The organism is Pseudomonas sp. Mb7 (assembly GCF_054790525.1).
On the sequence record NZ_CP186501.1, the window covers coordinates 4845689 to 4871525 of the forward strand.

25 protein-coding genes and 1 pseudogene are annotated in these 25837 nt (G+C 59.5%); 15 read left to right on the forward strand and 11 right to left on the reverse strand.

All coding sequences use genetic code 11. The features are described from left to right. The first annotated feature begins 54 nt into the window (after positions 1 to 54). Positions 55 to 1782, forward strand: a complete 1728-nt coding sequence (locus ACOYXH_RS21840; protein ID WP_460409946.1) for a hypothetical protein — start codon at positions 55 to 57, stop codon at positions 1780 to 1782. Between the two features lie 59 nt (positions 1783 to 1841). Here ACOYXH_RS21840 and ACOYXH_RS21845 read toward each other — a convergent pair whose 3' ends face one another. The 5 genes from ACOYXH_RS21845 to ACOYXH_RS21865 all read right to left on the reverse strand — a co-directional run bounded on the left by ACOYXH_RS21845 (position 1842) and on the right by ACOYXH_RS21865 (position 4498). Continuing rightward, entirely contained in the window at positions 1842 to 2402 is a 561-nt protein-coding gene (locus ACOYXH_RS21845; RefSeq protein ID WP_095048784.1) for a hypothetical protein, read from the reverse strand. A gap of 71 nt (positions 2403 to 2473) precedes the next feature. Continuing rightward, complete coding sequence (locus ACOYXH_RS21850) at positions 2474 to 2704, reverse strand: hypothetical protein (RefSeq protein ID WP_095048785.1); 231 nt, start codon at positions 2702 to 2704, stop codon at positions 2474 to 2476. 114 nt (positions 2705 to 2818) lie between these two features. Continuing rightward, the gene (locus ACOYXH_RS21855; protein ID WP_095048786.1) at positions 2819 to 3409 is read right to left on the reverse strand and encodes an LON peptidase substrate-binding domain-containing protein; all 591 of its coding nucleotides are present in this window, start codon (positions 3407 to 3409) and stop codon (positions 2819 to 2821) included. 10 nt (positions 3410 to 3419) lie between these two features. After that, complete coding sequence (locus tag ACOYXH_RS21860; RefSeq protein WP_095048787.1) at positions 3420 to 4136, reverse strand: LrgB family protein; 717 nt, start codon at positions 4134 to 4136, stop codon at positions 3420 to 3422. After that, positions 4136 to 4498, reverse strand: a complete 363-nt coding sequence (locus ACOYXH_RS21865; protein ID WP_095048788.1) for a CidA/LrgA family protein — start codon at positions 4496 to 4498, stop codon at positions 4136 to 4138. Before ACOYXH_RS21865 ends, ACOYXH_RS21860 begins: the two co-directional genes overlap by 1 nt. Before the next feature lie 193 nt (positions 4499 to 4691). Here ACOYXH_RS21865 and ACOYXH_RS21870 point away from each other — a divergent pair, with 193 nt between their 5' ends. From ACOYXH_RS21870 to ACOYXH_RS21880, 3 genes are all read left to right on the forward strand, one after another. Next, entirely contained in the window at positions 4692 to 5147 is a 456-nt protein-coding gene (locus tag ACOYXH_RS21870) for a MaoC family dehydratase (protein ID WP_007909575.1), read from the forward strand. Between the two features lie 112 nt (positions 5148 to 5259). Next, positions 5260 to 6987, forward strand: a complete 1728-nt coding sequence (locus tag ACOYXH_RS21875) for a C13 family peptidase (RefSeq protein ID WP_099757277.1) — start codon at positions 5260 to 5262, stop codon at positions 6985 to 6987. A gap of 27 nt (positions 6988 to 7014) precedes the next feature. Then, positions 7015 to 7656 carry an oxidoreductase gene (locus ACOYXH_RS21880; protein WP_095048790.1) on the forward strand — a complete coding sequence of 214 codons (642 nt, stop codon included), beginning with the start codon at positions 7015 to 7017 and terminating at the stop codon, positions 7654 to 7656. A 51-nt stretch (positions 7657 to 7707) separates the two neighbouring features. Here the strand turns inward: ACOYXH_RS21880 and ACOYXH_RS21885 are convergent, their stop codons facing one another. The 4 genes from ACOYXH_RS21885 to ACOYXH_RS21900 form a co-directional block, all read right to left on the reverse strand. Continuing rightward, positions 7708 to 7992 carry a YceK/YidQ family lipoprotein gene (locus ACOYXH_RS21885; protein ID WP_095048791.1) on the reverse strand — a complete coding sequence of 95 codons (285 nt, stop codon included), beginning with the start codon at positions 7990 to 7992 and terminating at the stop codon, positions 7708 to 7710. Next, positions 7985 to 8632: a flavin prenyltransferase UbiX gene (ubiX, locus tag ACOYXH_RS21890; protein WP_007909567.1), complete on the reverse strand. Its 648-nt coding sequence runs from the start codon at positions 8630 to 8632 to the stop codon at positions 7985 to 7987. The genes ACOYXH_RS21885 and ubiX overlap by 8 nt, the downstream gene beginning before the upstream one ends. Then, a complete protein-coding gene (gene mpl / locus ACOYXH_RS21895) occupies positions 8629 to 9978 on the reverse strand; it encodes a UDP-N-acetylmuramate:L-alanyl-gamma-D-glutamyl-meso-diaminopimelate ligase (protein ID WP_007909560.1) in 1350 nt (449 codons plus the stop codon). Before mpl ends, ubiX begins: the two co-directional genes overlap by 4 nt. A gap of 781 nt (positions 9979 to 10759) precedes the next feature. Further along, complete coding sequence (locus ACOYXH_RS21900) at positions 10760 to 12673, reverse strand: sigma-54-dependent Fis family transcriptional regulator (protein WP_095125500.1); 1914 nt, start codon at positions 12671 to 12673, stop codon at positions 10760 to 10762. A 391-nt stretch (positions 12674 to 13064) separates the two neighbouring features. Between ACOYXH_RS21900 and exaC the strand changes: the two genes are divergently transcribed. From exaC to ACOYXH_RS21955, 11 genes and pseudogenes are all read left to right on the forward strand, one after another. Beyond that, positions 13065 to 14585, forward strand: coding sequence for an acetaldehyde dehydrogenase ExaC (gene exaC, locus ACOYXH_RS21905; RefSeq protein ID WP_095048794.1), 1521 nt, complete (start codon positions 13065 to 13067; stop codon positions 14583 to 14585). A gap of 178 nt (positions 14586 to 14763) precedes the next feature. Further along, positions 14764 to 16215 carry an ethanolamine permease gene (gene eat / locus ACOYXH_RS21910; protein WP_095125501.1) on the forward strand — a complete coding sequence of 484 codons (1452 nt, stop codon included), beginning with the start codon at positions 14764 to 14766 and terminating at the stop codon, positions 16213 to 16215. A gap of 52 nt (positions 16216 to 16267) precedes the next feature. Further along, entirely contained in the window at positions 16268 to 17662 is a 1395-nt protein-coding gene (locus ACOYXH_RS21915) for an ethanolamine ammonia-lyase subunit EutB (RefSeq protein WP_460066145.1), read from the forward strand. Beyond that, entirely contained in the window at positions 17659 to 18492 is an 834-nt protein-coding gene (gene eutC, locus ACOYXH_RS21920) for an ethanolamine ammonia-lyase subunit EutC (protein ID WP_371857748.1), read from the forward strand. The genes ACOYXH_RS21915 and eutC overlap by 4 nt, the downstream gene beginning before the upstream one ends. A gap of 115 nt (positions 18493 to 18607) precedes the next feature. Continuing rightward, positions 18608 to 19069, forward strand: coding sequence for a GNAT family N-acetyltransferase (locus ACOYXH_RS21925; protein WP_095048797.1), 462 nt, complete (start codon positions 18608 to 18610; stop codon positions 19067 to 19069). Positions 19070 to 19298: 229 nt separating this feature from the next. After that, positions 19299 to 19949, forward strand: a complete 651-nt coding sequence (locus ACOYXH_RS21930; RefSeq protein ID WP_034153744.1) for a DedA family protein — start codon at positions 19299 to 19301, stop codon at positions 19947 to 19949. Positions 19950 to 19953: 4 nt separating this feature from the next. Next, a complete protein-coding gene (locus ACOYXH_RS21935) occupies positions 19954 to 20766 on the forward strand; it encodes a M90 family metallopeptidase (RefSeq protein WP_095048798.1) in 813 nt (270 codons plus the stop codon). A gap of 112 nt (positions 20767 to 20878) precedes the next feature. Beyond that, a complete protein-coding gene (gene ppa / locus ACOYXH_RS21940) occupies positions 20879 to 21406 on the forward strand; it encodes an inorganic diphosphatase (RefSeq protein WP_008052339.1) in 528 nt (175 codons plus the stop codon). A gap of 223 nt (positions 21407 to 21629) precedes the next feature. Beyond that, a complete protein-coding gene (locus ACOYXH_RS21945; RefSeq protein WP_095048800.1) occupies positions 21630 to 22376 on the forward strand; it encodes a S24 family peptidase in 747 nt (248 codons plus the stop codon). Positions 22377 to 22818: 442 nt separating this feature from the next. After that, entirely contained in the window at positions 22819 to 23058 is a 240-nt protein-coding gene (locus ACOYXH_RS21950) for a type II toxin-antitoxin system RelB/DinJ family antitoxin (protein WP_016984130.1), read from the forward strand. Next, positions 23048 to 23346, forward strand: a pseudogene (locus ACOYXH_RS21955) (type II toxin-antitoxin system RelE family toxin). Before ACOYXH_RS21950 ends, ACOYXH_RS21955 begins: the two are co-directional and overlap by 11 nt. Before the next feature lie 54 nt (positions 23347 to 23400). On the opposite strand, the gene ACOYXH_RS21960 reads toward ACOYXH_RS21955, so the two are convergent. Then, entirely contained in the window at positions 23401 to 24213 is an 813-nt protein-coding gene (locus ACOYXH_RS21960) for a YfaP family protein (RefSeq protein WP_095125504.1), read from the reverse strand. Between the two features lie 3 nt (positions 24214 to 24216). Further along, positions 24217 to 25836, reverse strand: coding sequence for a DUF2300 domain-containing protein (locus ACOYXH_RS21965; protein WP_460066150.1), 1620 nt, complete (start codon positions 25834 to 25836; stop codon positions 24217 to 24219). Position 25837 lies beyond the last annotated feature (1 nt).

Consider the following 25837-nt stretch of genomic DNA (forward strand, 5'->3'; position numbering starts at 1 on the left):
CCCATCGAAGTGAGCGTCACATCGAGATCCGCCACAGACAGGCCAGACTTTTCGATGACGTCGCTGGAAGATTTCGCCCATCCGTATTTCGGCGATCTGCCAGGGCCGAATGAATCCGGCATCCGGCGTTATCTCGCCAAGGACTGGGTGGACGTGCGACTGCCAGGCTCAGAAGGCCGACACCACGTTTGTGTTCAATACGATGCCGACCTCAGGGCCTATCGGGCAATGTCCTCCTGGCGCCTGGCACCAGGCCCACCCATTTACCGGACCACGCAAGGCCATCTGTGGAGCCTGGATCGGCACCTCACCCTCCTCAACGTTGATGACTACGCGTTTTCCGCAACACCGAATGCTGACGGTTACTACACCTTTCGCGCTCTCGGTACGAGCGGCGATGACGCCATCCTCGGCTATGCCATCAAGGATCCGGAGCATCACTGGATTGCCATCGATCCTGCGCAGGCAAAACGCAACAGGATGGCCGATGCGCCACTTGCGCAATGGTCGGATCAGGACATCCAGCGCATGTACATTCTGGATGACACCCGGATTGCCGCCTTCCGCGCAGAAGCACAAGCGACCGGCAAGGCGCCGGGCTGGGCACTTCGCGCGCAGAACACCGAAGACCATCTGTTTGTCGCTGATTCTCTGAAGTGGCTGCATCCAAACATGACCCTTGCCCAGCGCCTGCAATTGCAGCGCAGCTATAACCTGACCCAGGAGCAACTGTGTCGGCTGCGCACAGAGTCGGGCGACGGCCAGATACCGCAATGGGCTGAACAGCACAAACGCCTGACGCTCGATGCGACCAATGAGCAGCGCTTCAAGCTGATCGGCGAAGAGCTGGAAAACTACGTTGAGGAATTACGGAGTCAAGGGCTGGCCCTCGCCCACCATTGGCCCGCCACCCGCTACAGCGACGCCTTTTTGGCCGACTACGCGACCCACCTCGGCTACCAGCGAACCCGCCACGGCATGTTGTATCGCACCGACATTCCGGCGATGTTCCGCGGCGAAACCCGATTACCCTTCGAGTTGGCGCGGGATGATCGAATGATGCACCGTAAAGGCAATCCCAAGGGCACCACGAACAAGCGCGCATTGAGTGCAACGTTCGGACTGCATGACGCCACCGCTTACGCGGCGACCAAGGGCGGCTTCTATCACGAGTTGCATTACAACTCGCAGGCCAATCGTTTTCCCGGGGTGAATCCTCAAAGCTCGAAAACACGAACCGGCGAATCCTCCGACTCGGGCAGCAGTTCGGTGTCGGAGGGTAAACGAACCGGCGACGAGACCGACTCTGACAGCTCGTTCGTTTTCGATGATTCGAAAGATTATGTATCCACGCGCCGCCAGCAAACCACGTCATTCGTCTACGCCATTGATACCCGAGGCCTGGAAGTGGTGCCGGGGGCAGAAAACAAGGCATTCAACCCCGCTAACGGCACATTCCTCTTCGACGACCTGGAAGGGCATATCTCCACGCCCACACGCGGCATCAGTGCCGAGCGGATCTGGCTGGTGCGTTTCGACCTGACGCAAGCCGCCCGGGTCAAGGATGTGCTGACACAGGCGGGTGACCGGGTCGTGGCCATCGAGCAGGCCACCTGGGCGGGAACCGACAGTCGAGCTGCCGGGTATTTTGGCGCCAACGCCTATGACAGCCTTATCGATGAAATCGCCGGTTCTGGCGGCGTGATACTGGATCTGCCCAAAGGCGACAAGACGTTCGCCGACGACATCGTCTGGCCTGTGCCCGAGCATTACCGAACCTGAAAAAAGGCGCCATTCACCCAGACATGAATGGCGCCTTTTTATGGAGTAGCGGCTGGGCTCTATTTGATAACCTTGATCACAAATATTGCCGGTTTGTGATTGAAGGCGTTATGCCCCGTCCTGTTAGGATCGACGTCGAGGAATGTGCTCATTCCGCTGCTTATATGGCGATACAAGGGCTTGTCATCAGGTTCGTGGATCAACTCTAGATAGGCAGGACCGGACTCGATATGACTGAAGGAAGCCTTTGAAGCACCAGACTTGCTGATTGAAAAGTATTGCTCTGGCGCACGGATACTGGCCAACAGATTATGAGTCTTGTCCTCTATGAATAACCGCGCACCATCGAATGTTCCCGCGAGCACAAGGCTGATGGCATATTCGTCACCCTTTGGGACGAACTTCAACAACAGAGGTGTGTCGTCATCATGGTCAGCCAGCGTTATGAAGCTGGACACGCGCGAATCCGCCAACCCCACTTCGGCATCCAGTTTTTCTGCCTTGGTTATGCGAAGGTCACGCAAAGCCTGTTGCAAACGTAGTTGATTAAGTACCACTGGCCTGCCATCAAGATAAAGATGCGCAGTGAATGTCTGGTTGTTTGTTTTTGCTAAAGCCATGGGATTGCCCACCTGTAAACACCCCGCCGTCAATTAGCCACGACGACAGGCAATGCTGAAAAAGTAAATAATCAAACCGCAGTCGCAGTCACTACGGCGGTGGCGGACGCCGACATCCGTGGCACTTCGCCGCCAGGGACTTTTTCAGATTTTCGTTTACGCCGGGCTATTACCATCCGGTCCGCATAAGTGGATGCCGCCTCAATTACGTGGCTAACGTTATGATCCGCCCCGGCATGTTTCAAAATATACTTGCCAGCAATATCATCCCAAAACGCCCATTCATCTTCATAGACAGTCATGCTCTCATCCTTATTTTTATTCAAGTTATCCGCTTCCTGCGGACAACTTGAAATTAAGACAAAGACAAAAGCAAAACAATGCTGGCAGGCGCCATCAGTTAATTCAAAGTGCAACTAGGCGAATAATTCACCTTGTAGTTCGTCGAGCAGCGCCTGGATTGCATCCAGCCGCTGCTGGGGATCATCGAGTTGTAACAGATCGATCTTGTCTTCTTCGGCGAAGGGCAGCAGATAGGCCAACTGATTGGCCAGCGATTGCTGACCCAGCGCTTCAGTGCCCATGTCCAGCGCTTCCACCATCGGGTGCTCGGCCAGTGCCTTGAGCAGCGCCACCAGATCAGCATCCTCGTCCTGTAACGGTTGCTCGGGTTCGTCATCCAGCCAGTCGACATCGGCGAGGATCAACTGATCGCGCTGCACCTCGGTACTCAACACCGTGAACCGCCGCCCGCCCTGCACACGAATGCCGAGCAAGCCGTTGTCCTGCTGCTGAAAGTCGGTGATGCGCGCTTCGCAGCCGACCCGAGCAAAACCTTCTGGCGCGACGCCGACTTCGTGGCCATCAAGGATGCACACCACACCGAAACCGCCACCCTGCTTCATGCAGCGGCCGATCATGTCGAGATAGCGCGCCTCGAAGATCTGCAAATCGAGGTTGCAGCCGGGAAACAACACGGTGTTCAGCGGGAAAAGCGGCAGACTCATAGATATTTCCTTACACCACCATCGACACCGCCAGCGGCAGGAAGACTGCCGTGGCCACGCCCATCAGACTCATCGCCAGCGCCGCAAACGCGCCGCACTCATCACTTTCCTGCAACGCCACCGACGTGCCGACCGCATGCGCGGTCATGCCCAGCGCCATGCCACGCGCCTCGGGACTGTGCACGCCGAGGCGAGTCAGTAGCGCCGGGCCGAAGATCGCACCGATCACCCCGGTGATCAACACGAATACCGCCGCCAGCGCCGCAACGCCACCAATCTGCTCAGCCACCAGCATTGCGATCGGCGAGGTCACCGACTTCGGCGCCATGGTCATCAGAATCATGTGCTCGGCACCGAACCACCAGCCCAGCGCCACCCCCATGCCGGTGGCGACTACGCCGCCTATCACCAGCGTAGTAAAAATCGGCCAGAACAATTGGCGAATACGCCGCAGGTTGAGATACAGCGGCACCGCCAGTGCCACGGTCGCAGGGCCGAGCAGAATGCTGAGGATCTCGGTGCTCTTGCGATATTCGGCATAGGTCAGGCCACAGCCGACCAGCACACCGATCACCAACAGCATGGAGACCAGCACCGGTTGCAGAAAGATCCAGCGGGTTTTCTCGAACGCCGCCAGCACCAGTTGATAGGCGCCGAGGGTGATGCCGATGCCGAACAGCGGATGATGGATAACGGAGGCCCAGGCGCCCTGCCAGTCAAAGAGCATCAGGACTCCTCCGATGTGCGGGCATGCCGTTTGACCAGGCGTTGCATCAGCACCCCGGTGAAGGCCATCGACAGGATCAACGACAGCACCAACGCACCGACAATCGCCCAGAAATCCGCAGCAATGTCGCTCGCATAAACCATCACGCCCACGGCCGGGGGCACCAGCAGCAATGGCAGATAGCGCAGCAGGCTGCCAGCCGCGAGGTTCAGCGGCTCACCCACTTCACCGCGAACGATCAGGAAGACCAGCAACAGCAGCAGACCGATGATCGGCCCCGGCAGCACTGGCAAGAGCAAATGATTGAGCGCCGTGCCGAGCAATTGGAACAGCACCAGCAGGGTCAGGCCACGTAGCAACATCCGACATCTCCGTCTTACTTTTCACCCAGCAGGGGCTCGGCATTATAAGCACGCCTGCGCTATGGATCGGCATTCGCCAAAAGCATGGTCGGTTGACCGGAGCAAATCGCCATGATGATCTACAGTGGTTCGCAGGGCGGTCAAATCCCCCACCTGAAAAACTATAAAACCGATGAACCCAAGGAGAGTCTCAATGCCCTATGTTCCCGTTGCAGAGCTCAAAGATTATGTCGGCAAGGAACTCGGACGTTCCGAATGGCTCACCATCGATCAGGAACGCATCAACCTGTTCGCCGAAGCCACCGGTGATTATCAGTTCATTCACGTCGACCCGGTCAAAGCCGCGCAAACGCCATTTGGCAGCACCATTGCCCACGGTTTCCTGTCGTTGTCGCTGATCCCGAAATTGATGGAAGACATCCTGATCCTGCCGCAAGGCGTGAAGATGGTGGTCAATTACGGCCTGGACAGCGTGCGTTTCATCCAGCCAGTGAAGGTCAATTCCAAGGTCCGCCTCAAGGTCGATCTGGGCGAAGTGACCGAGAAAAAACCGGGCCAGTGGCTGCTCAAAGCCACCGCGACACTGGAGATAGAAGGCTCGGACAAACCGGCCTATATCGCCGAGCCACTGTCGCTCTGCTTCGTCTGATGGTTCTGGATGCGAAGCAGCGCACGCTGTTTCGCGTCAACACTGTTTTTACCGGCTGCATTAGGTCACATAGCTGCGGCATACTCGGTCGCCTAATTGCCCGGATCCCGCTATGCGCTCACTCGCTCGTCTTGCACCCCTTGCCTTGACCCTGATGCTCACCGCGTGCGGCGACGGCGAATCGCTGCTGCCCCCGGATGCGCGCCTGCCCGACGGTGGACGCTATCGTGGTGAACTGGTCGATGGCTTGCTGCAAGGTCAGGGCCGCGTCGACTACCCCAACGGCAGCTGGTATGCCGGGCAGTTCGATAAGGGTCAGTGGCATGGTCAGGGCGAATGGCATGGCAGCAACGGCGAGGTCTATCGCGGACAGTTTCAGCAAGGCCTGTTCGACGGCCAAGGCAGCCTGACCACCAACGCCAGTAGTTACACCGGCGGCTTCAAACAGGGACGCCGCGAAGGCGAAGGCACCCTGAAAGAAAACGCCATGACCTACCGTGGCGAGTTCAAGGCTGACCAATACTCCGGGCTCGGCCGTCTGGAAATGGACGACGGCAGCTCCTATCAAGGCCAGTTCGCCCACGGCAAGCCCAACGGCGAAGGCCAACGCGGCGATGCCAGCGGTAACTCGTTCAGCGGGCATTTCGTCAACGGTCAGCTGGAAGGCAAAGGCACCTTCAACAGCGCGGACGGCGATATCTACGTCGGCGGCTTCAAGAACAATCAACTGCACGGCAAAGGTCGCTACGAAAACGCCGACGGCGATGTCTGGCTCGGCCAGTTCAAGGAAGGCGCGCTGACCGGCAAGGGCGAACTGATCGGCGCCGACGGTAGCCATTACATCGGCACGTTCAGCGACTGGCGCTTCAGCGGTCAGGGCCGTTTGAACCTGTCCGATGGCAGCTTTTACATCGGCGGCTTCGACAACGACAGCTACTCCGGACGCGGCACCCTGGTGCTCACCGATGGCAGCGTGATGAGCGGCACCTGGGTCAATGGGCAGCGCGTGCGCGACGCCGACGGCAAGTTATTGCCCGATACGCTCGAACTCGGCTTGCTCGCTCAGGGCCGCCTGCTTGATGACGCGTTGGCCGCCATTCCCGCGTCGACCCCGGCGGTCGAGTTATACACGTTGACCCTCGGCGGCGACGGCAAACAAAGCGTGTTCCTGCGCGAATCCGACTACGTCGCTAACATGCTCAACACGCGCTTTGGCGCTTATGGCCAGGTCCGCCTGGTCAACCACCGTGACCACCTCGGCGACCGGCCGATGGCCACCCGCGAGAACCTGCGTCGTGCCGCGCAAACGCTGGCCGAACGCAGCGGCCCGGAAGACCTGCTGTTCATCTACCTGACCAGTCACGGCACCGCCGAACATGAGCTGGTGCTCGACCAGCCGCGTATGGAACTGGCCGACCTGCCCGCCGATGAACTCGCCGCTGTACTGGCGCCGCTGAAAAATCGCGACAAGATCATCGTGATTTCGTCGTGCTACTCCGGCGGCTTTATCCCGGCGCTGAAAGACGAACGCACGCTGATCATGACCGCCTCGCGCGCCGATCGTGTGTCCTTCGGCTGCTCGGAAGAAGCCAACTTCACCTACTTCGGCGATGCACTGTTCGCCCAGGCGCTGAACCAGACCGATGATCTGGAGCAAGCCTTCAAACTGGCCAAGGCCACCGTCGCCGAGCGTGAACTGGCGGATAATTTCGAAGCGTCGGAGCCGCAGATCTGGGCGCCGAAAACCGTGCTGTCGCACTGGCAACTGCTGCGCAAACAGCAAGCCAGAAAAGCATTGCAGAGTGCTGCATTGAACGACGGAGCGACAAAGAGCAACTAAGCTGAACAGTATCAAGGGAGAGACACTATGTACTTGACGCCTCAGCACGTATTGCTTGCCGGAGCCACCGGTTTGACCGGTGAACACCTACTCGACCGTTTGCTCAACGAGCCGACGATTTCACGCGTGCTCGCCCCTTCCCGTCGCCCCTTGGCTGAACATCCGCACCTGGAAAACCCCGTGGGTGATCCACAGGCATTTCTGCCGCAGCTCAGTGGCCGTGTGGATATCGCCTATTGCTGCCTCGGCACCACCATCAAACAAGCAGGCTCGGAAGCGGCGTTTCGCGCGGTGGATCTAGACATGGTGGTGGCGTTCGCCAAACGCGCGCGGGAGATGGGCGCGCGGCATCTGATTGTGATCAGTGCGATAGGCGCCGATCCGAAGTCGTCGGTTTTCTACAATCGGGTCAAAGGCGAAATGGAGCAGGCCTTGCGTGCGCAGGACTGGCCGCAATTGACCATTTGCCGGCCTTCACTGTTGCTGGGTGAACGGACCGAACCACGTCTGGCCGAGCAACTGGCCGCGCCGTTGTCAAAGCTGATTCCGGGTAAATACCGGGGCATCGAAGCGTGCCAATTGGCGCGAGCGATGTGGCGGTTGGCGCTGGAAGAGCAGGATGGGGTGCGGGTGATCGAGTCGGATGAGCTGCGCAAGCTGGGCAAATAATCTTCCGCCGCATGATCGTTCCCACGCTCTGCGTGGGAACGATCTGTCTAACTACAATCCGCCCGTTGCCTGAAAACTCACGCCTATCACCGTGAGCAGTGACAACGGCAACAACAGCGTATCAAGCAGCGCACTCGCCGGCAGATCCACCCCCGGATAACTCGGCGCCTCAGCCCCGAACCGATCCATCGCGCAACACCCGCCATTCAATGCATACAAGTCCAGCCGCGTCCCGGAGTACACCACCGGCGCCCCCGGTTTCGCTGCATCCAGCGTGCGCGCCGTCGCACACCCGGTCAGCAACAACACCAGGCCGATCGCGAGCAGCTTATTCATCGCTGCTCAGATGATGCTCACCCCAACGTGGCAGCATGTCCTGGGGAATGCCGAGCAGATTGAGAATCCGCGCCACAACGAAATCGATCAGGTCATCAATGGTCTGCGGCTGATGATAGAAACCCGGTGAGGCCGGCAGAATTGTCACACCCATGTTCGACAGCTTGAGCATGTGCTCCAGATGAATACTCGAATAGGGCGCTTCGCGCGGCACCAGAATCAATTGGCGACGCTCTTTCAAAGTGACGTCGGCGGCGCGTTCGATCAGGTTGTTGCAGGCGCCGGTGGCAATTGCCGACAACGTCCCGGTGGAACATGGCACCACAACCATCGCTGCCGGTGCGCCGGAGCCCGAAGCTACCGGCGACATCCAGTCTTCCTTGCCGTACACGCGGATCTGCCCGGCGGCAGCCCCGGTGTATTCGGTCAGGAAGGCCTGCATCATCTGCGGCTTGGGCGGCAACGTCACATCGGTCTCGGTGGCCATCACCAGTTGCGCAGCCTTGGAGATCAGGAAATGCACCTCACGATCTTCCCGCACCAGGCAATCGAGCAGGCGCAAGCCGTATTGCGCGCCAGACGCGCCGGTCATCGCCAGCGTGATGCGTTCGGGGCCATTGCTCTCAAAACGAGTGTTCATTGCAGCGCCTCGGCGAGTTTGCCGTGCAGGCCGCCGAAGCCGCCGTTACTCATGATCACCACATGCGTGCCCGGCTGCGCCTGGCTCTTCACGCGCTCGATGATGCCTTCCAGCGAATCGCTGACAATCGATGGCACCGTGCACAACGCGGCAGTGCCGGCCAGGTCCCAGCCGAGGTTAGCCGGGGCGTACCAGATCACCTGATCGGCATCGACCACGCTGTCCGGCAAACCGTCACGGTGCGCGCCGAGTTTCATCGAGTTGGAGCGCGGTTCGATGATCGCGATAAGAGGCGCGTCGCCGATGCGCTTGCGCAAGCCATCGAGGGTGGTGGCAATGGCAGTCGGGTGGTGGGCGAAGTCGTCATAGATGGTAATGCCGCGTACTTCAGCGACTTTCTCCATGCGGCGTTTGACGTTCTTGAACGCACTCAGGCCAGCGATGCCCATCGACGGCACCACGCCCACATGACGCGCAGCCGCCAAAGCAGCCAAGGCGTTGGCGACGTTGTGCTGACCGGTCAGCTCCCATTCGACGGTGCCTTGCGACACGCCTTCGAACATCACTTCGAACGCCGAGCCGTCTTCGCTCAGCAGTTTGACCTGCCATTGGCCGCCGGCACCGGTGGTCTGCACCGGGGTCCAGCAGCCCATTTCGATCACACGTTGCAAGGCTGGCTCGGTGGTCGGATGGATGACCAGACCTTCGCTTGGGATGGTCCGCACCAAGTGGTGGAATTGCCGTTCGATCGCCGGCAGATCCGGGAAGATGTCAGCGTGATCGAACTCAAGGTTATTGAGGATCGCTGTGCGCGGACGGTAGTGGACGAATTTCGAGCGCTTGTCGAAGAAGGCGCTGTCGTACTCGTCGGCCTCGATCACGAAAAACGGCGTACCGCCTAAACGCGCCGACACCGAGAAGTTCTGCGGCACGCCACCGATCAGGAAGCCCGGGCTCATGCCGGCGTGTTCCAGGACCCAGGCGAGCATGCTGCTGGTGGTGGTCTTGCCATGCGTACCGGCAACCGCCAATACCCAGCGACCTTGCAGCACATGGTCAGCCAGCCATTGCGGGCCGGACACGTAAGGCAGGCCTTTATTCAGCACATATTCCACCGCCGGGTTGCCGCGGGACATGGCGTTGCCGATCACCACCAGATCCGGTGCCGGATCAAGTTGCGCCGGGTCGTAGCCCTGCGTCAGTTGAATGCCCTGGGCTTCCAGCTGTGTGCTCATCGGTGGATAGACGTTGGCGTCGGAACCGGTCACGTGGTGGCCCAGCTCTTTGGCCAAGACTGCCATTGAGCCCATGAAAGTCCCGCAGATACCCAGAATATGAATGTGCATAGTCGACCTCGTAAAACATGGCCGCAGGTTAGCGTAGGGAGGGGGAAATCGCACTCTTTAGGTGAGGGGCAGGACTGGTTGACCTCAGCATCTCGGTTCGGCTGCTAATTGTCGCCCCTCACCCCAGCCCTCTCCCGAGGGAGAGGGAGCCGATCTCGGTCGCTTTCAAATCCTGAGTTCGGCTCAATATTTCAGGTCGGTGTAAATCGCCAGAACACCTCGATCAGTCCCCTTTCCCCCAGGGAGAGGGAGCCGATCTTGGTTGCCTGCAAATCCTGAGTTCGGCTCAATATTTCAGGTCGGCGTAAATCGCCAGAACGACTCAGTCAGTCCCCTCTCCCTCTGGGACAGGGAGCCGACCTCGGTTGCTTTCAAATCCTGAGTCCGGCTCGATATTTCAGGTCGGCTTAAATCGCCAGAACGACTCAGTCAGTCCCCTCTCCCTCTGGGACAGGGAGCCGACCTCGATTGCTTTCAAATCCTGAGTCCGGCTCGATATTTCAGGTCGGCTTAAATCGCCAGAACGACTCAGTCAGTCCCCTCTCCCTCTGGGACAGGGAGCCGACCTCGGTTGCTTTCAAATCCTGAGTTCGGCTCAATATTTCAGGTCGGCTTAAATCGCCAGAACGACTCAGTCAGTCCCCTCTCCCTCTGGGACAGGGAGCCGACCTCGGTTGCTTTCAAATCCTGAGTCCGGCTCAATATTTCAGGTCGGCGTAGATCAGTAGACCGACTCGGTCAGTCCCCTCTCCCTCCGGGAGAGGGCTAGGGTGAGGGCCTTCTAACTGACTCGCCGCTCAATCCCATGCTTACGCAGCTTCCTGTAAAGAGTGTTGCGGCTGACACCCAGTTGCTGCGCCGTTTGGGTCATGTGCCAGCGGGTTTGCTCCAGCGTATTGAGCAGAGCCAACCGTTCGGCGTCTTCCAGCGGATGATCGGACTCCTTAACCGCTAATACTGCCGGACTCCCCTGCCGAATCATCACCGGCAAATCCTCAACCCCGACCCGCCCTTCATCACACAACGCCGCCAACGTGCGCAGCACATTGCGCAACTGCCGCACATTGCCCGGCCAATTAAATGCAAGCAAAGCCTGACGCGCCGGTTCCTCGATGACTATCGTTTCACCGCCCGCCTCCTCGGCCAGCAGAAAATCCAGCAACTGCGATTTATCACTGCGCTCGCGCAAAGCCGGCAACGCCACTTCCAGGCCGTTGAGTCGATAATACAAATCCTCGCGGAAGCTGCCGTCCGCAACCCGATCCAGCAGATTGCGGTGGGTAGCGCTGATGATACGCACGTTGACCGCTTCCGGCTCGCCGCCAATCGGCACCACCTGCCGATCCTCCAGCACCCGCAACAACCGAGTCTGCAAGGCCAGTGGCATATCGCCGATTTCATCGAGGAATAACGTGCCGCCATCGGCCTGCTGCAACTTGCCACGCATACCGTCCTTGCGCGCACCGGTGAAGCTGCCGCCGCGATAGCCGAACAGTTCGCTCTCGATCAGGCTCTCGGGGATGGCCGCACAATTAAGGGCAACGAAAGCTTTGCTCGAGCGTTGACTCGCCTGATGCACGGCCTTGGCGAAGGCTTCTTTGCCGGAACCGGTTTCGCCGTTGATCAACAGAGGTACGTCGCGCTCGAAGACGCGCAAGGCTTTTCGGAAGTCAGCCTGCAACGCTTCATCACCGAGACAGATACCCGACAGACGCGGGGCCTCGGCCACAACCGTGGACGGCACGATCGGCAAGGGCTTGCGCGATTCGCCGCGCAGTACGGCAAACAGATGTCGGCCGTCACGAGTGCGCAGAGGCCAACTGGCGCTGGCATGGGCACTCGCGCGGCCAAGCAACTCATTCAGTGAACAATCGAAAAACGCCTCGACCGGTTTACCCAGCAAGCCGCCGCGAATATGCCCGAGCAAGTTCAACGCGCTCTGGTTGACTGCACTGATCCGCCCTTCGCCGTCAAACGCCAACAAGCCTTCGCTGAACAGCCCGACCGATTCGGCCTGCAAATGAAAACGCAACAACCATTGGTTATCGAAACAGCGCAGGAAGTAGCAACTCTCGATCATCTTCGCCGACAGATTGACCAGCGCCATGGTGTGGAACTGGCTTTGCCGCGAGACATCGTGGCGCGCCGAAGACACGTCGAGCACCGCGAGCAGTTCTCCATGCGGGTCGAACACCGGGCTCGCCGAACAGGTCAGGCCGGTGTGACGGCCGCGAAAGTGTTCGTCCTGATGGATGGTCAGGGCCTGACGCTCGACCAGGCAGGTGCCGATGCCGTTGGTGCCTTCGCAGGCTTCACTCCAGTCGGCGCCCAGCCAGAGGCCGGCACGCTCGAAAATTTTACGTTCGGCCGGCGCGGTGACGCAGTTGAGGATCACCCCGCGCGCGTCGGTCAGCAGCACCGCATGGCCAGCGCCGGAGAGTTGTTGATGCAGGCTGCTCATTTCATTGCCGGCGATCTGCAGCACTTGTTGCAGGCGTTCGCGGCTTTCCAGTACGCGCCCGTGTTCAAGCACGGTCGGCGCCATGCTCAGCGCCGGGTCGAGGTGATAGTCCTCAAGACAGCGCAGCCATGAACGGGCAATCGACGGATCGGCACCGGGCCCGTGCAGGTGCGGTTTGCCCTGGGTAACGGTGAGAACCTGTTGGGCATGGCGACTCAAATGATTGTCGTGCATTTCTTATTGTTCTCCCCGAAAGGTCGACGCAAACCTCGTGTAGGAGCTGCCGGAGGCTGCGATCTTTTGATCTTGCCTTTTGAAGATCAAGATCAAAAGATCGCAGCCTCCGGCAGCTCCTACAGGGTTGCTGTTGGCTGAGGATCCTCCAGGTAAATGTGTATTGCAATGCTGGCAAGACTGCCCAGTCACTGGCTGTGCCAAAAGCGATACAAACTGTCACCCCATCTGTACCGAAACCGTCACAGGCGCCATCCACCCGTCCGACAAAAACCGGCCAAGCCCTTGATTTACCGGCCCTGCACGGCGGTGGCCCGACCTTTGCTCTACGCTTATAGCAAGCGCACTTGCGCGTTTCTCTAATAAGTACAAAGCCAAGGAGAACATCATCATGCGTTACGCTCACCCCGGTACTGAAGGCGCCAAAGTCTCGTTCAAGAGCAAGTACGGTAACTACATCGGCGGCGAGTTCGTCGCGCCTGTCAAAGGTCAGTACTTCACCAACACTTCGCCAGTGAATGGCCAACCGATTGCCGAATTCCCGCGCTCCACTGCCGAAGACATCGACAAGGCACTGGACGCCGCCCACGCCGCTGCCGACGCGTGGGGCGCGACCTCCGTGCAGGCGCGCTCGCTGATCCTGCTGAAAATCGCCGACCGCATCGAACAGAACCTCGAACTGCTGGCGATCACCGAAACCTGGGACAACGGCAAAGCCATCCGCGAAACCCTCAACGCCGACATCCCGCTGGCCGCCGATCATTTCCGCTACTTCGCCGGTTGCCTGCGGGCCCAGGAAGGCAGCGCTGCCGAAATTGACGGCAACACTGTGGCTTATCACATTCATGAACCGCTGGGCGTGGTCGGCCAGATCATCCCGTGGAACTTCCCGCTGCTGATGGCCGCGTGGAAACTCGCCCCGGCGCTGGCCGCTGGTAACTGCGTCGTCCTGAAACCGGCCGAGCAAACCCCGCTGGGCATCTGTGTACTAATGGAGTTGATCGGCGATCTGTTACCGCCGGGCGTGCTCAACGTGGTGCAAGGGTTCGGCAAAGAGGCCGGCGAAGCCCTGGCCACCAGCAAACGCATCGCCAAGATCGCGTTCACCGGCTCGACCCCGGTCGGTTCGCACATCATGAAGTGCGCTGCCGAGAACATCATTCCGTCCACCGTGGAACTGGGCGGCAAATCGCCGAACATCTTCTTCGAAGACATCATGCAGGCCGAACCGAGCTTCATCGAAAAAGCCGCTGAAGGTCTGGTGCTGGCGTTCTTCAACCAAGGCGAAGTGTGCACCTGCCCGTCGCGCGCACTCGTGCAAGAGTCGATCTACGACGAATTCATGCAAGCGGTGATGAAGAAAGTCAGCCAGATCAAACGTGGCGATCCGCTGGACACCGACACCATGGTCGGCGCGCAGGCGTCCGAGCAGCAATTCGACAAGATCCTCTCCTACCTGGAAATCGCCAAGGGCGAAGGTGCCGAGCTGCTGACCGGCGGCAAGGTGGAAAAACTCGAGGGCAGTCTCGCGACCGGCTATTACATCCAACCGACCCTGCTCAAGGGCACCAACAAAATGCGCGTGTTCCAGGAAGAAATCTTCGGACCGGTGGTGAGCATCACCACCTTCAAGGACGAAGCCGAAGCCCTGGCCATCGCCAATGACACCGAGTTCGGCCTCGGCGCCGGGCTGTGGACCCGCGACATCAACCGTGCCTACCGTATGGGCCGCGCGATCAAGGCCGGTCGCGTATGGACCAACTGCTACCACCTGTACCCGGCGCATGCCGCGTTCGGCGGGTACAAGAAGTCCGGCGTCGGCCGTGAAACCCACAAGATGATGCTCGATCACTATCAGCAGACGAAAAACCTGCTGGTGAGCTACGACATCAATCCGTTGGGCTTCTTCTAAACCTGCAGCACTGATCGTTCCCACGCTCTGCGTGGGAATGCCTCAACGGACGCTCCGCGTCCCACCAAAGCCGAACGCAGAGCGTCCGTTGAGGCATCCCCACGCAGAGCGTGGGGACGATCATGCTACCCACCGGCAAAAAAGCCGGGCCAATAAAACAATAAGAACGGTGAAACCTATGCCTAGCGAATCCCCGGCTGGCGCTCCGGCGACCGGCACCTCTGTCGACTATGAAAAAGTCGGATCGGATTACTTTCAACAACGCGAACTGAAAAAAGGTGCCGCCGGCTGGGTACTGCTAGTGGGTCTGGGCGTTGCCTACGTGATTTCCGGTGACTATGCCGGCTGGAACTTCGGCCTCGCTCAGGGTGGCTGGGGCGGCATGTTCCTGGCGACGCTGCTGATGGCCACCATGTACCTGTGCATGTGCTTTTCTCTGGCCGAGTTGTCTTCGATGATCCCCACCGCCGGCGGTGGCTACGGTTTTGCCCGCAGTGCATTCGGGCCGTGGGGCGGGTTTCTCACCGGCACCGCAATTCTCATCGAATACGCCATTGCCCCTGCGGCTATCGCGGTGTTCATCGGAGCCTACTGCGAATCGCTGTTCGGCATCGGCGGCTGGATGATCTATCTGGCCTTCTACATCATTTTCATTGCCATCCACATATTCGGGGTCGGCGAAGCGCTCAAGCTGATGTTTGTCATCACCGCCGTCGCCGCGTTGGCACTGGGGGTGTTTCTGGTGGCCATGGTGCCGCACTTCGACGTCGCCAACCTGCTCGACATTCCTGTGACTGCCGCCGCGGGTGCCAGTCCGTTTCTGCCATTCGGCTATGTCGGCGTCTGGGCGGCGATTCCCTATGCGATCTGGTTCTTCCTTGCCGTTGAAGGCGTGCCGCTGGCTGCCGAGGAAACCAAGAACCCCAAACGTGATCTGCCGCGCGGCTTGATCGGCGCCATGTTGGTGCTGCTCATGTTTGCCCTGTTGATTCTGATCGTTGGCCCCGGCGGTGCGGGCGCCAACTCGCTGCTGACCTCCGGTAACCCGTTGGTCGAAGCGTTGAGCAAAGCCTATGGCGGCTCGACCTGGATGGGCAGTTTCGTCAACCTCGTGGGGCTGGCCGGACTGATCGCGAGTTTCTTCTCGATCATCTACGCGTACTCGCGGCAGATTTTCGCGCTGTCCCGGGCCGGCTACCTGCCACGCAAACTGTCCGAAACCAATAAAAGCAAGGCACCGGTCCTGGCGCTGGTGATTCCCGGCATCATCGGTTTCGGCCTGTCGCTGACCGGCCAGGGCGATCTGCTGATTCTGGTGGCGGTGTTCGGCGCAACCATTTCCTATGTGCTGATGATGGCCGCGCACATCACCTTGCGGATTCGCCGCCCCAAAATGGATCGGCCGTACCGCACACCGGGCGGCATCTTCACCTCCGGCGTGGCCTTGGTGCTGGCGTGCATCGCCGTGGTCGCGGGTTTCCTGGTCGATCCACGGGTGGTAATCGGTGCCGCCGTCATCTATGGAGTGTTAATTGCTTACTTTGCGTTCTACAGTCGACATCACTTGGTAGCAGGCACGCCGGAAGAAGAATTCGCGGCGATCCAGAAGGCTGAGCAAGCCTTGCACTGAGTGCCGACAATCCCGGCGCAGGCTCGGTCTGCGCCGTCACGGAGAATTGTGTATGGCCAGTTTCGCTCACACGGTCGGCGCCCAGACCTACCGCTTCGACAGCCTCAAGGACGTCATGGCCAAGGCCAGCCCGGCGCGTTCCGGGGATTTTCTCGCCGGCGTCGCAGCCCTCAACGACGGCGAGCGCGTGGCCGCGCAAATGGCCCTGGCCGACATCCCGCTCACGCACTTCCTGCAAGAGGCGCTGATTCCATACGAGTCCGATGAAGTCACCCGCCTGATCATCGACACACACGACAAACAAGCCTTCGCCGTGGTCAGCCACCTCACCGTCGGTGGTTTTCGCGACTGGTTGCTCAGCGACGCCGCCGATGAAACCAGCCTGCGCAACCTCGCTCCCGGCCTGACCCCGGAAATGGTCGCGGCGGTATCAAAGATCATGCGCGTGCAGGATCTGGTGCTGGTGGCGCAAAAAATCCGCGTGGTCACAAAATTTCGCGGCACCCTTGGCCTGCGCGGGCGTCTTTCGACCCGACTACAACCCAATCACCCGACCGACGAACCTTCCGGCATCGCCGCGAGCATTCTCGACGGTCTGCTCTACGGCAATGGCGACGCGATGATCGGCATCAACCCGGCCACCGACAGCATCGCCTCAATCTGCGCGATGCTGGAAATGCTCGACGCGATCATCCAGCGCTACGACATCCCGACCCAGGCCTGCGTACTGACCCACGTCACCACCTCTATCGAGGCGATCAATCGCGGCGTGCCGCTGGACCTGGTGTTCCAGTCGATTGCCGGCACCGAAGCGGCCAATGCCAGTTTCGGCATCAACCTGAACGTGTTGCAGGAAGGCTACGACGCCGGCCTGAGCCTGAATCGCGGCACCCTCGGGCAAAACCTGATGTATTTCGAAACCGGTCAGGGCAGCGCGCTGTCGGCCAATGCCCATAACGGTGTCGACCAACAGACATGCGAGACGCGAGCCTACGCCGTGGCGCGACATTTCAAGCCGTTCCTGGTGAACACGGTTGTAGGATTTATCGGCCCGGAATACCTCTACAACGGCAAACAGATCATCCGCGCCGGCCTCGAAGACCATTTCTGCGGCAAGCTGCTCGGCGTGCCGATGGGTTGCGACATCTGCTACACCAACCATGCCGAAGCCGATCAGGACGACATGGACACCTTGCTGACTTTGCTTGGGGTCGCCGGGATCAACTTCATCATGGGCATCCCCGGCTCCGACGACATCATGCTCAATTACCAGACCACTTCGTTCCACGACGCGCTCTACGCCCGGCAGACCCTGGGCCTGAAACCGGCGCCCGAGTTCGAACAGTGGCTGGCGAACATGGGCATCTTCACTCAAGCGGACGGCAAGGTTCGCTTCGGTAACAACTTGCCGCCGGCCTTCCGCCAGGCGCTCGCGCAACTGGGATGAGTCGTATGGAAAAACCGCCCGTGGACCCGCAAAACCCTTGGCTGGAACTGCGCCGCCTGACCCCGGCACGGATCGCCCTTGGCCGCACTGGCACCAGTCTGCCGACCAACGCGCAACTGGATTTTCAGTTTGCCCATGCCCAGGCACGTGACGCCGTGCATCTGCCATTTGATCATGCCGGACTCAGTGCGCAATTGACTGAACGCGGACGCGAAAGCCTGCTGCTGCACAGCGCCGCTACGGATCGAAACAGTTATCTGCAACGCCCGGATCTGGGGCGCAAGCTCAGCGATGAATCGGCGCAGGCCTTGCGTGAATACGCTGCGGCGCATCCGGGTGGTGTCGATCTGGCGATTGTCGTGGCCGACGGCCTGTCGGCACTGGCGGTTCATCGGCATACCTTGCCGTTTCTGACCCGACTGGAGGAGCAAATGAGCGCTGACGGCTGGTCGATGGCGCCCGTTATCCTGATGGAACAGGGTCGCGTTGCCGTCGGTGATGAAATCGGCCAATTGCTCGGTGCAAAAATGCTGGTGATGCTGATTGGCGAACGCCCGGGCCTCAGCTCACCGGACAGTCTCGGTTTATATTTCACCTACAATCCAAAAATCGGCCTGACCGACGCCTACCGCAACTGCATCTCCAATGTGCGGCTCGAAGGTTTGAGCTACGGCATGGCGGCGCACCGCTTGCTCTATCTGATGCGCGAAGCCTGTCGGCGGCAGTTGTCGGGGGTCAACCTGAAGGACGAAGCACAGGTTCAGACGCTGGAATCGGATGCCGGTGTAGACATGAAAGGTAATTTCCTACTGGATCCGCCCACAACCTGAACCGTTTCCGCATTGCGTTTCTGCGCCGGTTTAAGGCAGGATCGATGCACGGCCGCACGGGTTTCCCATCGCCGTCAGAGCAGTTGAAGACAGCCACTTGAAGACGAGACCTATCATGCGGATTATTCAAGCGACCCTCGAACATCTGGATTTGTTGACCCCATTGTTCGTCAAATATCGCGAGTTCTACGGTTCCCTGCCTTACCCGGATTCCTCCCGTGCGTTCCTTGAAAAGCGTCTGCGCCGCAAGGAATCGGTGATCTACCTGGCACTGGCCGACGATGACGACAAGAAACTGATGGGTTTCTGTCAGCTCTATCCAAGCTTCTCCTCGCTGTCGCTCAAACGCGTGTGGATCCTCAACGACATATATGTCGCTGAAGACGCGCGCCGGCAACTGGTCGCTGACAACCTGATCCGCACTGCGAAGAAAATGGCCAAGGAAACCCAGGCAGTGCGCATGCGCGTTTCCACCAGCAGCAACAATGACGTCGCGCAGAAAACCTACGAATCCATCGGGTTCAAGGAAGACACCGAGTTCAAAAACTATGTGTTGCCGATCAGCGAAGAACTCTGATCGCGCATGCAACGTGTGATGAGGGAGCCTGCTCCCTCAGCCACGCCGAATGCAGCCTGACAATTGTTCACACCCCGACATCCCCCGCTACAAAACCAACGCGCTTTTCATCCTTCAGACCGTATAATCCCGATCTTTCCGGCTTGTAAGAAAAACTACACCCCGCTGTAGGCTTACACGAAGTCATCCGCACAGGCCTGCCGAGTCGGGCCGCCATACAGGTGCCCCCATGGATTTCAACCCGCTCGACCTTATCCTGCATCTCGACGTCTATCTCGATTTGCTGGTGAACAACTATGGGCCATGGATCTACGCCATCCTGTTTCTGGTGATTTTCTGTGAAACCGGCCTAGTGGTGATGCCTTTCCTGCCGGGTGACTCGTTGCTGTTCATTGCCGGCGCCGTTGCCGCTGGCGGTGGTATGGATCCGGTGCTGCTGGGCGGTCTGCTGATGCTCGCGGCCATACTCGGTGACAGCACCAATTATGTGATCGGACGAACGGCCGGCGAAAAGCTGTTCAGCAACCCGAACTCGAAAATCTTCCGTCGCGATTACCTGCAGAAAACCCACGACTTCTACGACAAGCACGGTGGCAAGACCGTAACCCTGGCGCGCTTCCTGCCGATCATCCGTACCTTTGCCCCGTTCGTCGCCGGTGTGGCGAAGATGCCGTACGCACGTTTCTTCGGTTTCAGCGTACTGGGCACCATCCTCTGGGTCGGCGGTCTGGTCACGCTGGGCTATTTCTTCGGCAACGTACCGTTCATCAAGAAAAACCTGTCGTTGCTGGTGGTGGCGATCATTCTGCTGTCGCTGGTGCCGATGATTCTCGGCGTGGTTCGCAGCCGTTTCGGCGGCACCAAAGCCCAATCGCACTAAGCCGATGTGGTCGCTGAGCGCCTGGCGTCGCCGGCGCACTCTGGCAAAGCACCCGATTGCCGACGAGATGTGGCAACGGGTGCGCCATCACCTGAGCTTCCTTGACGGCATCAGCGCAGCCGAAGACCAGTGGCTGCGCGAAGCCTGCGTGCTATTCCTCGAAGACAAACACCTGAGCGCCCTGCCCGGCGTCGAACTGCATCAGGAACAACGCCTGTTGCTCGCCGCCCAGGCGCAGCTGCCGCTGCTCAATCTCGGCGATCTGAACTGGTATCAGGGTTTTCATGAAATCGTCCTCTACCCGGACGATTTCCTCAGCCCGCAACGTCATCGTGACGCCAGCGGTGTCGAGCATGAGTGGGACGGCGAGCACAGCGGCGAAGCCTGGCAGCAAGGGCCGATCATTCTTGCCTGGCCGGGTGTGATGGCCAGTGGTGGCTGGGAAGGCTACAACCTGGTGATCCACGAACTGGCGCACAAACTCGACATGCTCAACGGCGACGCCAATGGTCTGCCGCCGCTGCATGCCGACATGCGTGTCAGCGACTGGGCCGACGTCATGCAAAAGGCTTACGACGACCTCAACCGTCAGCTCGACCATGACCCGGACGCCGAAACCGCCATTGATCCCTACGCCGCCGAAAACCCCGCCGAGTTCTTTGCGGTCACCAGCGAGTACTTCTTCAGCGCCCCGGATCTGCTGCACGAGGCTTATCCACAGGTCTATGCGCAGTTGCAGCTTTTCTACCGGCAGGACCCGTTGAGCCGGTTGCGGCAACTTCAGGCCACAGACCCGGTCTATCAGGCGCACGACTAAGCTCTGCACGACTTTCGGTACATGGCGTCGACGGCAGAATATGCCTATAATCGCCGCCACTTTTTGGTCAATCCGGCCAAGTGTTTTTGGTCAACTACGGGGGCAACGCCCAATGAGCTACAGCAAGATTCCGGCTGGCAAAGACCTGCCGAACGACATCTACGTCGCGATCGAGATCCCGGCCAACCACGCGCCGATCAAATACGAAATCGACAAAGACAGCGATTGCCTGTTCGTTGACCGTTTCATGGCCACCCCAATGTTCTATCCGGCCAACTACGGTTACATCCCGAACACCTTGGCTGACGACGGTGATCCCCTCGACGTGCTGGTTGTGACCCCTTACCCGGTTGCGCCAGGCTCGGTAATCCGCGCCCGTCCAGTCGGCATCCTGAACATGACCGACGACGGCGGCGGCGATGCCAAAGTCATCGCAGTGCCACACGACAAGCTGTCCCAGCTGTACGTCGATGTGAAGGAATACACCGACCTGCCGCCACTGCTGATCCAGCAGATCGAGCACTTCTTCGCGAACTACAAAGATCTCGAGAAAGGCAAATGGGTCAAGATCGAAGGCTGGGCCGGTGCAGACGCCGCCCGCGACGCGATCACCAAGTCGGTTGCCGCCTACAAGGGCTAAGCACCTGCGCTACGCGTGAGGCTTGAAGAAAACCCCGGTTGATCCGGGGTTTTTTGTGCCTGGTAATAGCCGCCTTAAACAGAGCGTTTATAACGGACTACAGAAAAGTTTTAGCCTGTGTAATTTCCCACAAGATCGTCTTACATTCCGTCGCAAAATTCAGCCCGTTTTTGAACGTCTGGTTTATTCAAACCGCTCTGGCACGGCCGTAGACTCCGTGTTTATGAGAAAGAACACTAGCGGTCCAAGATTCAAGGCACTCCTGGAAGCTGCGAACATCTCGACGACGGGTTTCGCAAAGTTCTGGGGCACGGAAGCCCAAAATGTCCACAACTGGTACACCCGGGGCGTCCCGGCGTATCGCATGGAAGAAGTCTCACGCCTGCTGTCCGTCAACAGCGAATGGCTGAAAACCGGCCAAGGCACAAAAGAGCTGCCAAGCCTGACTCCGCCGGCCAGCAACGGCGACAGCTTTGACGCCCACGATCCACAGGGCGCCTACCGATTCATCCATCCCAACGACATCGAACTGGCCTTCTTCAAAGAAACACCCCTGACCAACGGCTCAGACAAAACCCACGTCATCCAGGACCCGGACCTGTCCATTCGCCTGCTGCGCGCCCCACTGGATCAACTGGAAATCCGCCATGCCGACGCCATCTGCGCGCACATGATCGGCAACAGCATGGCCGAACGCATCGAAGACGGCTCCATCGTCGCCATCGACCGCAGCCTGACCCAGGTCGTCGACGGTGAGATCTACGCCATCGAACACGACGGCATGCTGCGCATCAAATACCTGCACCGCATGCCCGGCAACGGCCTGCGCCTGCGCAGCCACAACAACGCCGAATACCCGGACGAAGTCTTCCGCCCGGCACAGATCGAGGAGCAAAGGATTCATATATTGGGCTGGGTGTTCTGGTGGTCGACCGTGAGCAAGCGGCGGCCGGTGGTGCCGTTTCTCTAGAAAACGGTGAGGTCTGTCGGCAAACATCGATCCCTGTGGGAGCGAGCCTGCTCGCGAAGAGGCCCGGACAATCGGTACAAATCTCGGATTTCTGGCGTAGAAGTCGCTCTAAACCGCACTTCAGGCTGGGAATCCACAGCAAAACTCAGTATCCTGCGCCCCACATTTGCGCATCGACCCGCCCCGCGGCTCAGACAGCGCACGACGCGGCAGACCAACGTCTGACCAAGTCCCACAGCCGGACGCAGATCCGGATGTACGTTTTGAAGGCTGGCAAGGCTTACCAAAAATAGGCCAAGCCAGTCCCCGAGAAGCCGGCCACAAGCCGGCTTTTTAATGCCTGAAATAAACCCGGCCTACCGTCTGAAACATAAATTCGCGCTTGTCGAACAGAAGAGCCTCTTGGTACCGTAACGACAAACGTCATTACAGGTATTTCATCATGGCCTCCATCAACATTCGCATCGACGATGATCTGAAGCAGCGCTCCTTCGCCGAACTGGAAAAGCTGGGAGTAACCCCCTCAGAGCTTTTGCGTCAGACACTCCAATACGTCGCCGAGCGAGGCAAGCTACCCTTCAAAGCAGCATTGCTCAGCGAGGAAGATGAAGTACTCATAGCCGTAGTCACCGAACGCCTCGCGGCACCTCAACGAGTCAAGGTAAGTCTGGATGACCTATAACCTTGAATTTGATCGTCGTGCTTTAAAGGAGTGGAACAAACTCGGCGATACGGTTCGCCACCAGTTCAAGAAGAAGCTCACAGAAGTATTGGAGAATCCTCGAATAGAAGCCAATCGACTTCGCGAGCTCCCGGATTGCTACAAAGTGAAGCTGAAAAGCGCTGGCTATCGCCTGATCTATCAGGTCCTTGATCAAGAGATTGTGGTGTTTGTAATCGCAATCGGGAAGCGAGAGAGAGAGAAGCTGCTTACGAGGTTGCGCAGGACCGTCTTTCGCTCCTGCCCTGAGTCGGTCCAATGTCTGCGACCTGAAATTGGGCAGCAACCCGCAGCCCAATTCCCTCACGGATAACTAAACGCCTTAACCAACGTCAGTTCCCCCACCGCCCGCATCGGGATCAAAAACGTCTCCATCTTCTCGCTAGGCGTCCCTTCTTCAGTAATCACCGTCACCTGCGCCGTGGTCAGTGCCTGTACCGCCTCATCTCCACCCTCATCATCCCCGCGATACCCACCGCCGTAATAATTCACATACACCAGATACTGCCCCTTGATCGGCGCCGGCATGGCGAAGATTTCCGGGCCGTAACCGGTGGTCACGTCGACGTCCAGACCGGCGCCGTTGGCGGCGACGCGGTTGCCGTACCAGATGTGCGCGCCGTCGGGGGTGACGAGGTGCAGGTCGAGGTCGGTGCCGTCGCTGTCCCACGCTAGCAACACGCGCAGTTTCGCCGGGGTGGCGCCGCCGCTGGTGTTGAGGAACTGCGTGCGATGACGTTGCTGACCATCGGGGCTGCGCACTTCGACGCTGTTGCTGCCGTTGGGGAAGGAAAACGGGCGGTCGAAGCGGCCGCTGTCATCGATTTTCAGCGGCATGCTCAGGCCATTGACGATCAGGCGGCCGGGTTCGTTGTCCTTCCGCGCAGCTTTGATCTCGCCGCTGATGCGGGCAGTGTTGGCCTGGCCGACCGGGGTGTTGACCGATGAGGCCGGGTAATTGACGGTCTGGCGGAAGCTTTCGCCCTCGCCTTCGGGTGCGCCGCTGCGCCAGCCGCCGATCGGGGTGTCGAGTTTGACGCCGTCGGCAGCGATGGCTGGCGAGAGCGCAGTCAAGGTGCAGAGCAGCAGCAAGACCTGTGGATAACGGAGTGTCATGGTCTATTCCAGCAAAAGATGACGGGCGAGCCCTTCGATGTAGGTTTCATCCTGGCCGTTGGGGTGAGCTTCAAAGGCCAGGTGCAGATATTCGTGGGTCAGGTCGAGGCGATCCTGCAGGGTCAGTACGCCGCGCACGTAGATACGTTGGCGTTCGCGGTCGACGAAGGGTCTGCCGAACGCCAGTTTGCACACGGCGAAAGTGCTGACTTCGTTGTAGCCGGTTTCGCTTTCCAGTTTCGGGCGCCAGCCGCGTCGTTGTTTCTGCAGCCAGTCTTGCGCGGCGGGCAGTGGTTCGCAGGAGGCGACCGGGTTATCCCAGCGGCTGATGCTGGCGCGCGGGTAGGCGTGCAGCAGAATCGCGTCGTAACGCTGACCGGCATTAGCTTGCTCGACGGCTTGTTGCCAGGCGAGTTTGTCCGGGCCGGGTTGATCGGAGTGATAGGTGACGGTGCTGCCGGCCAGCACGAGGTCTGCCGTCCATGCGGCGATGTTGCGTGACTCGGCCGAGGCTGGACGCGGGGCGACGCGTTGGCGATTGCTGCTGTCGTCGATGCTCAGGCAATCGCCGTTGCGCGTGGCGTTTTGCAGCAGATAAGTGCGGATTGCCACGGCCAGCGCTTTGGCCGCTTCGGTGGGTTCGGGTTTGGCTTCACGCTCAAGGACGCGGGCGACGTATTCTTCGCGATCAAGCCTTGCGATGAGTTTGTCGTTGAGCAGAAACAGTTCGCCATCGCTGTGGATATCCAGTGCGTTGCCATTGGCGAATTCGACGCGGTAATCGCCTTGTAACGGGCCGGAAGTCACCACCCGCTCGCCAGTCAAAACCCGCGTAACCGGATAACGCGAGAACAACCCGACTTCAACACAACGCCCCGGCTCTGCCGGCCATGCGGCGGGCAACACCGTCGCCAGTGCCTGCCCGTAATGGCGCAAAACCATCTGACTGGTACCACGCCCACCCGCCCAGAGCGGAGATCCGTCCGCGATCCAACCGGCGAAACCACCCTGGCGCGACTGCGGATCCTGATCGCCAAGCCAGCTCCAGGTTTTCACCCGCAAACGCCCGCCCAGTTCGCCGACGACATTACCGTCCGCCGCATTCAGCACCACATCGAGCAGCACTCGGCGCGCCTGATCCTGCGCCGGCAACGAGGCGAGAACCTTCAGCAACTCAACCACGGAAACCCGTTGAGCCGGTTGCACCAACGGCAAATCCAGCAACCACGACGGCGCCTGTCGCGCCTGCCAATACGTCCGCCACTCCGCCGCCGCAATTCCCAACCGTGCAGGTTCAAAATACAACCCGCAGGATTTCACCAGTGCCTGATCACGCTCGATCCTGCCGCCCGCCGAGCAGCAATAAACCTCTTCCTTCGACTGTCCGCGACATTCATAGGCCGGCTCACGCGCACCGGTATCGACCAGCCACGCGTATACGAACAATTTCCACAGACTGCCCAACGGGGTATCGAGCGTCTGCGGCAACGGTTCACGAGCGATCAGTTGCGTCTGATTCAGCGATAACAACTCACCCTTATAGGCCACGCGCAACGGCTCATCCTGCGCCGTCGCCAGCGCAGGTATCACACACATCAGCAGCCACAGCAGCGGCCGGTTCATG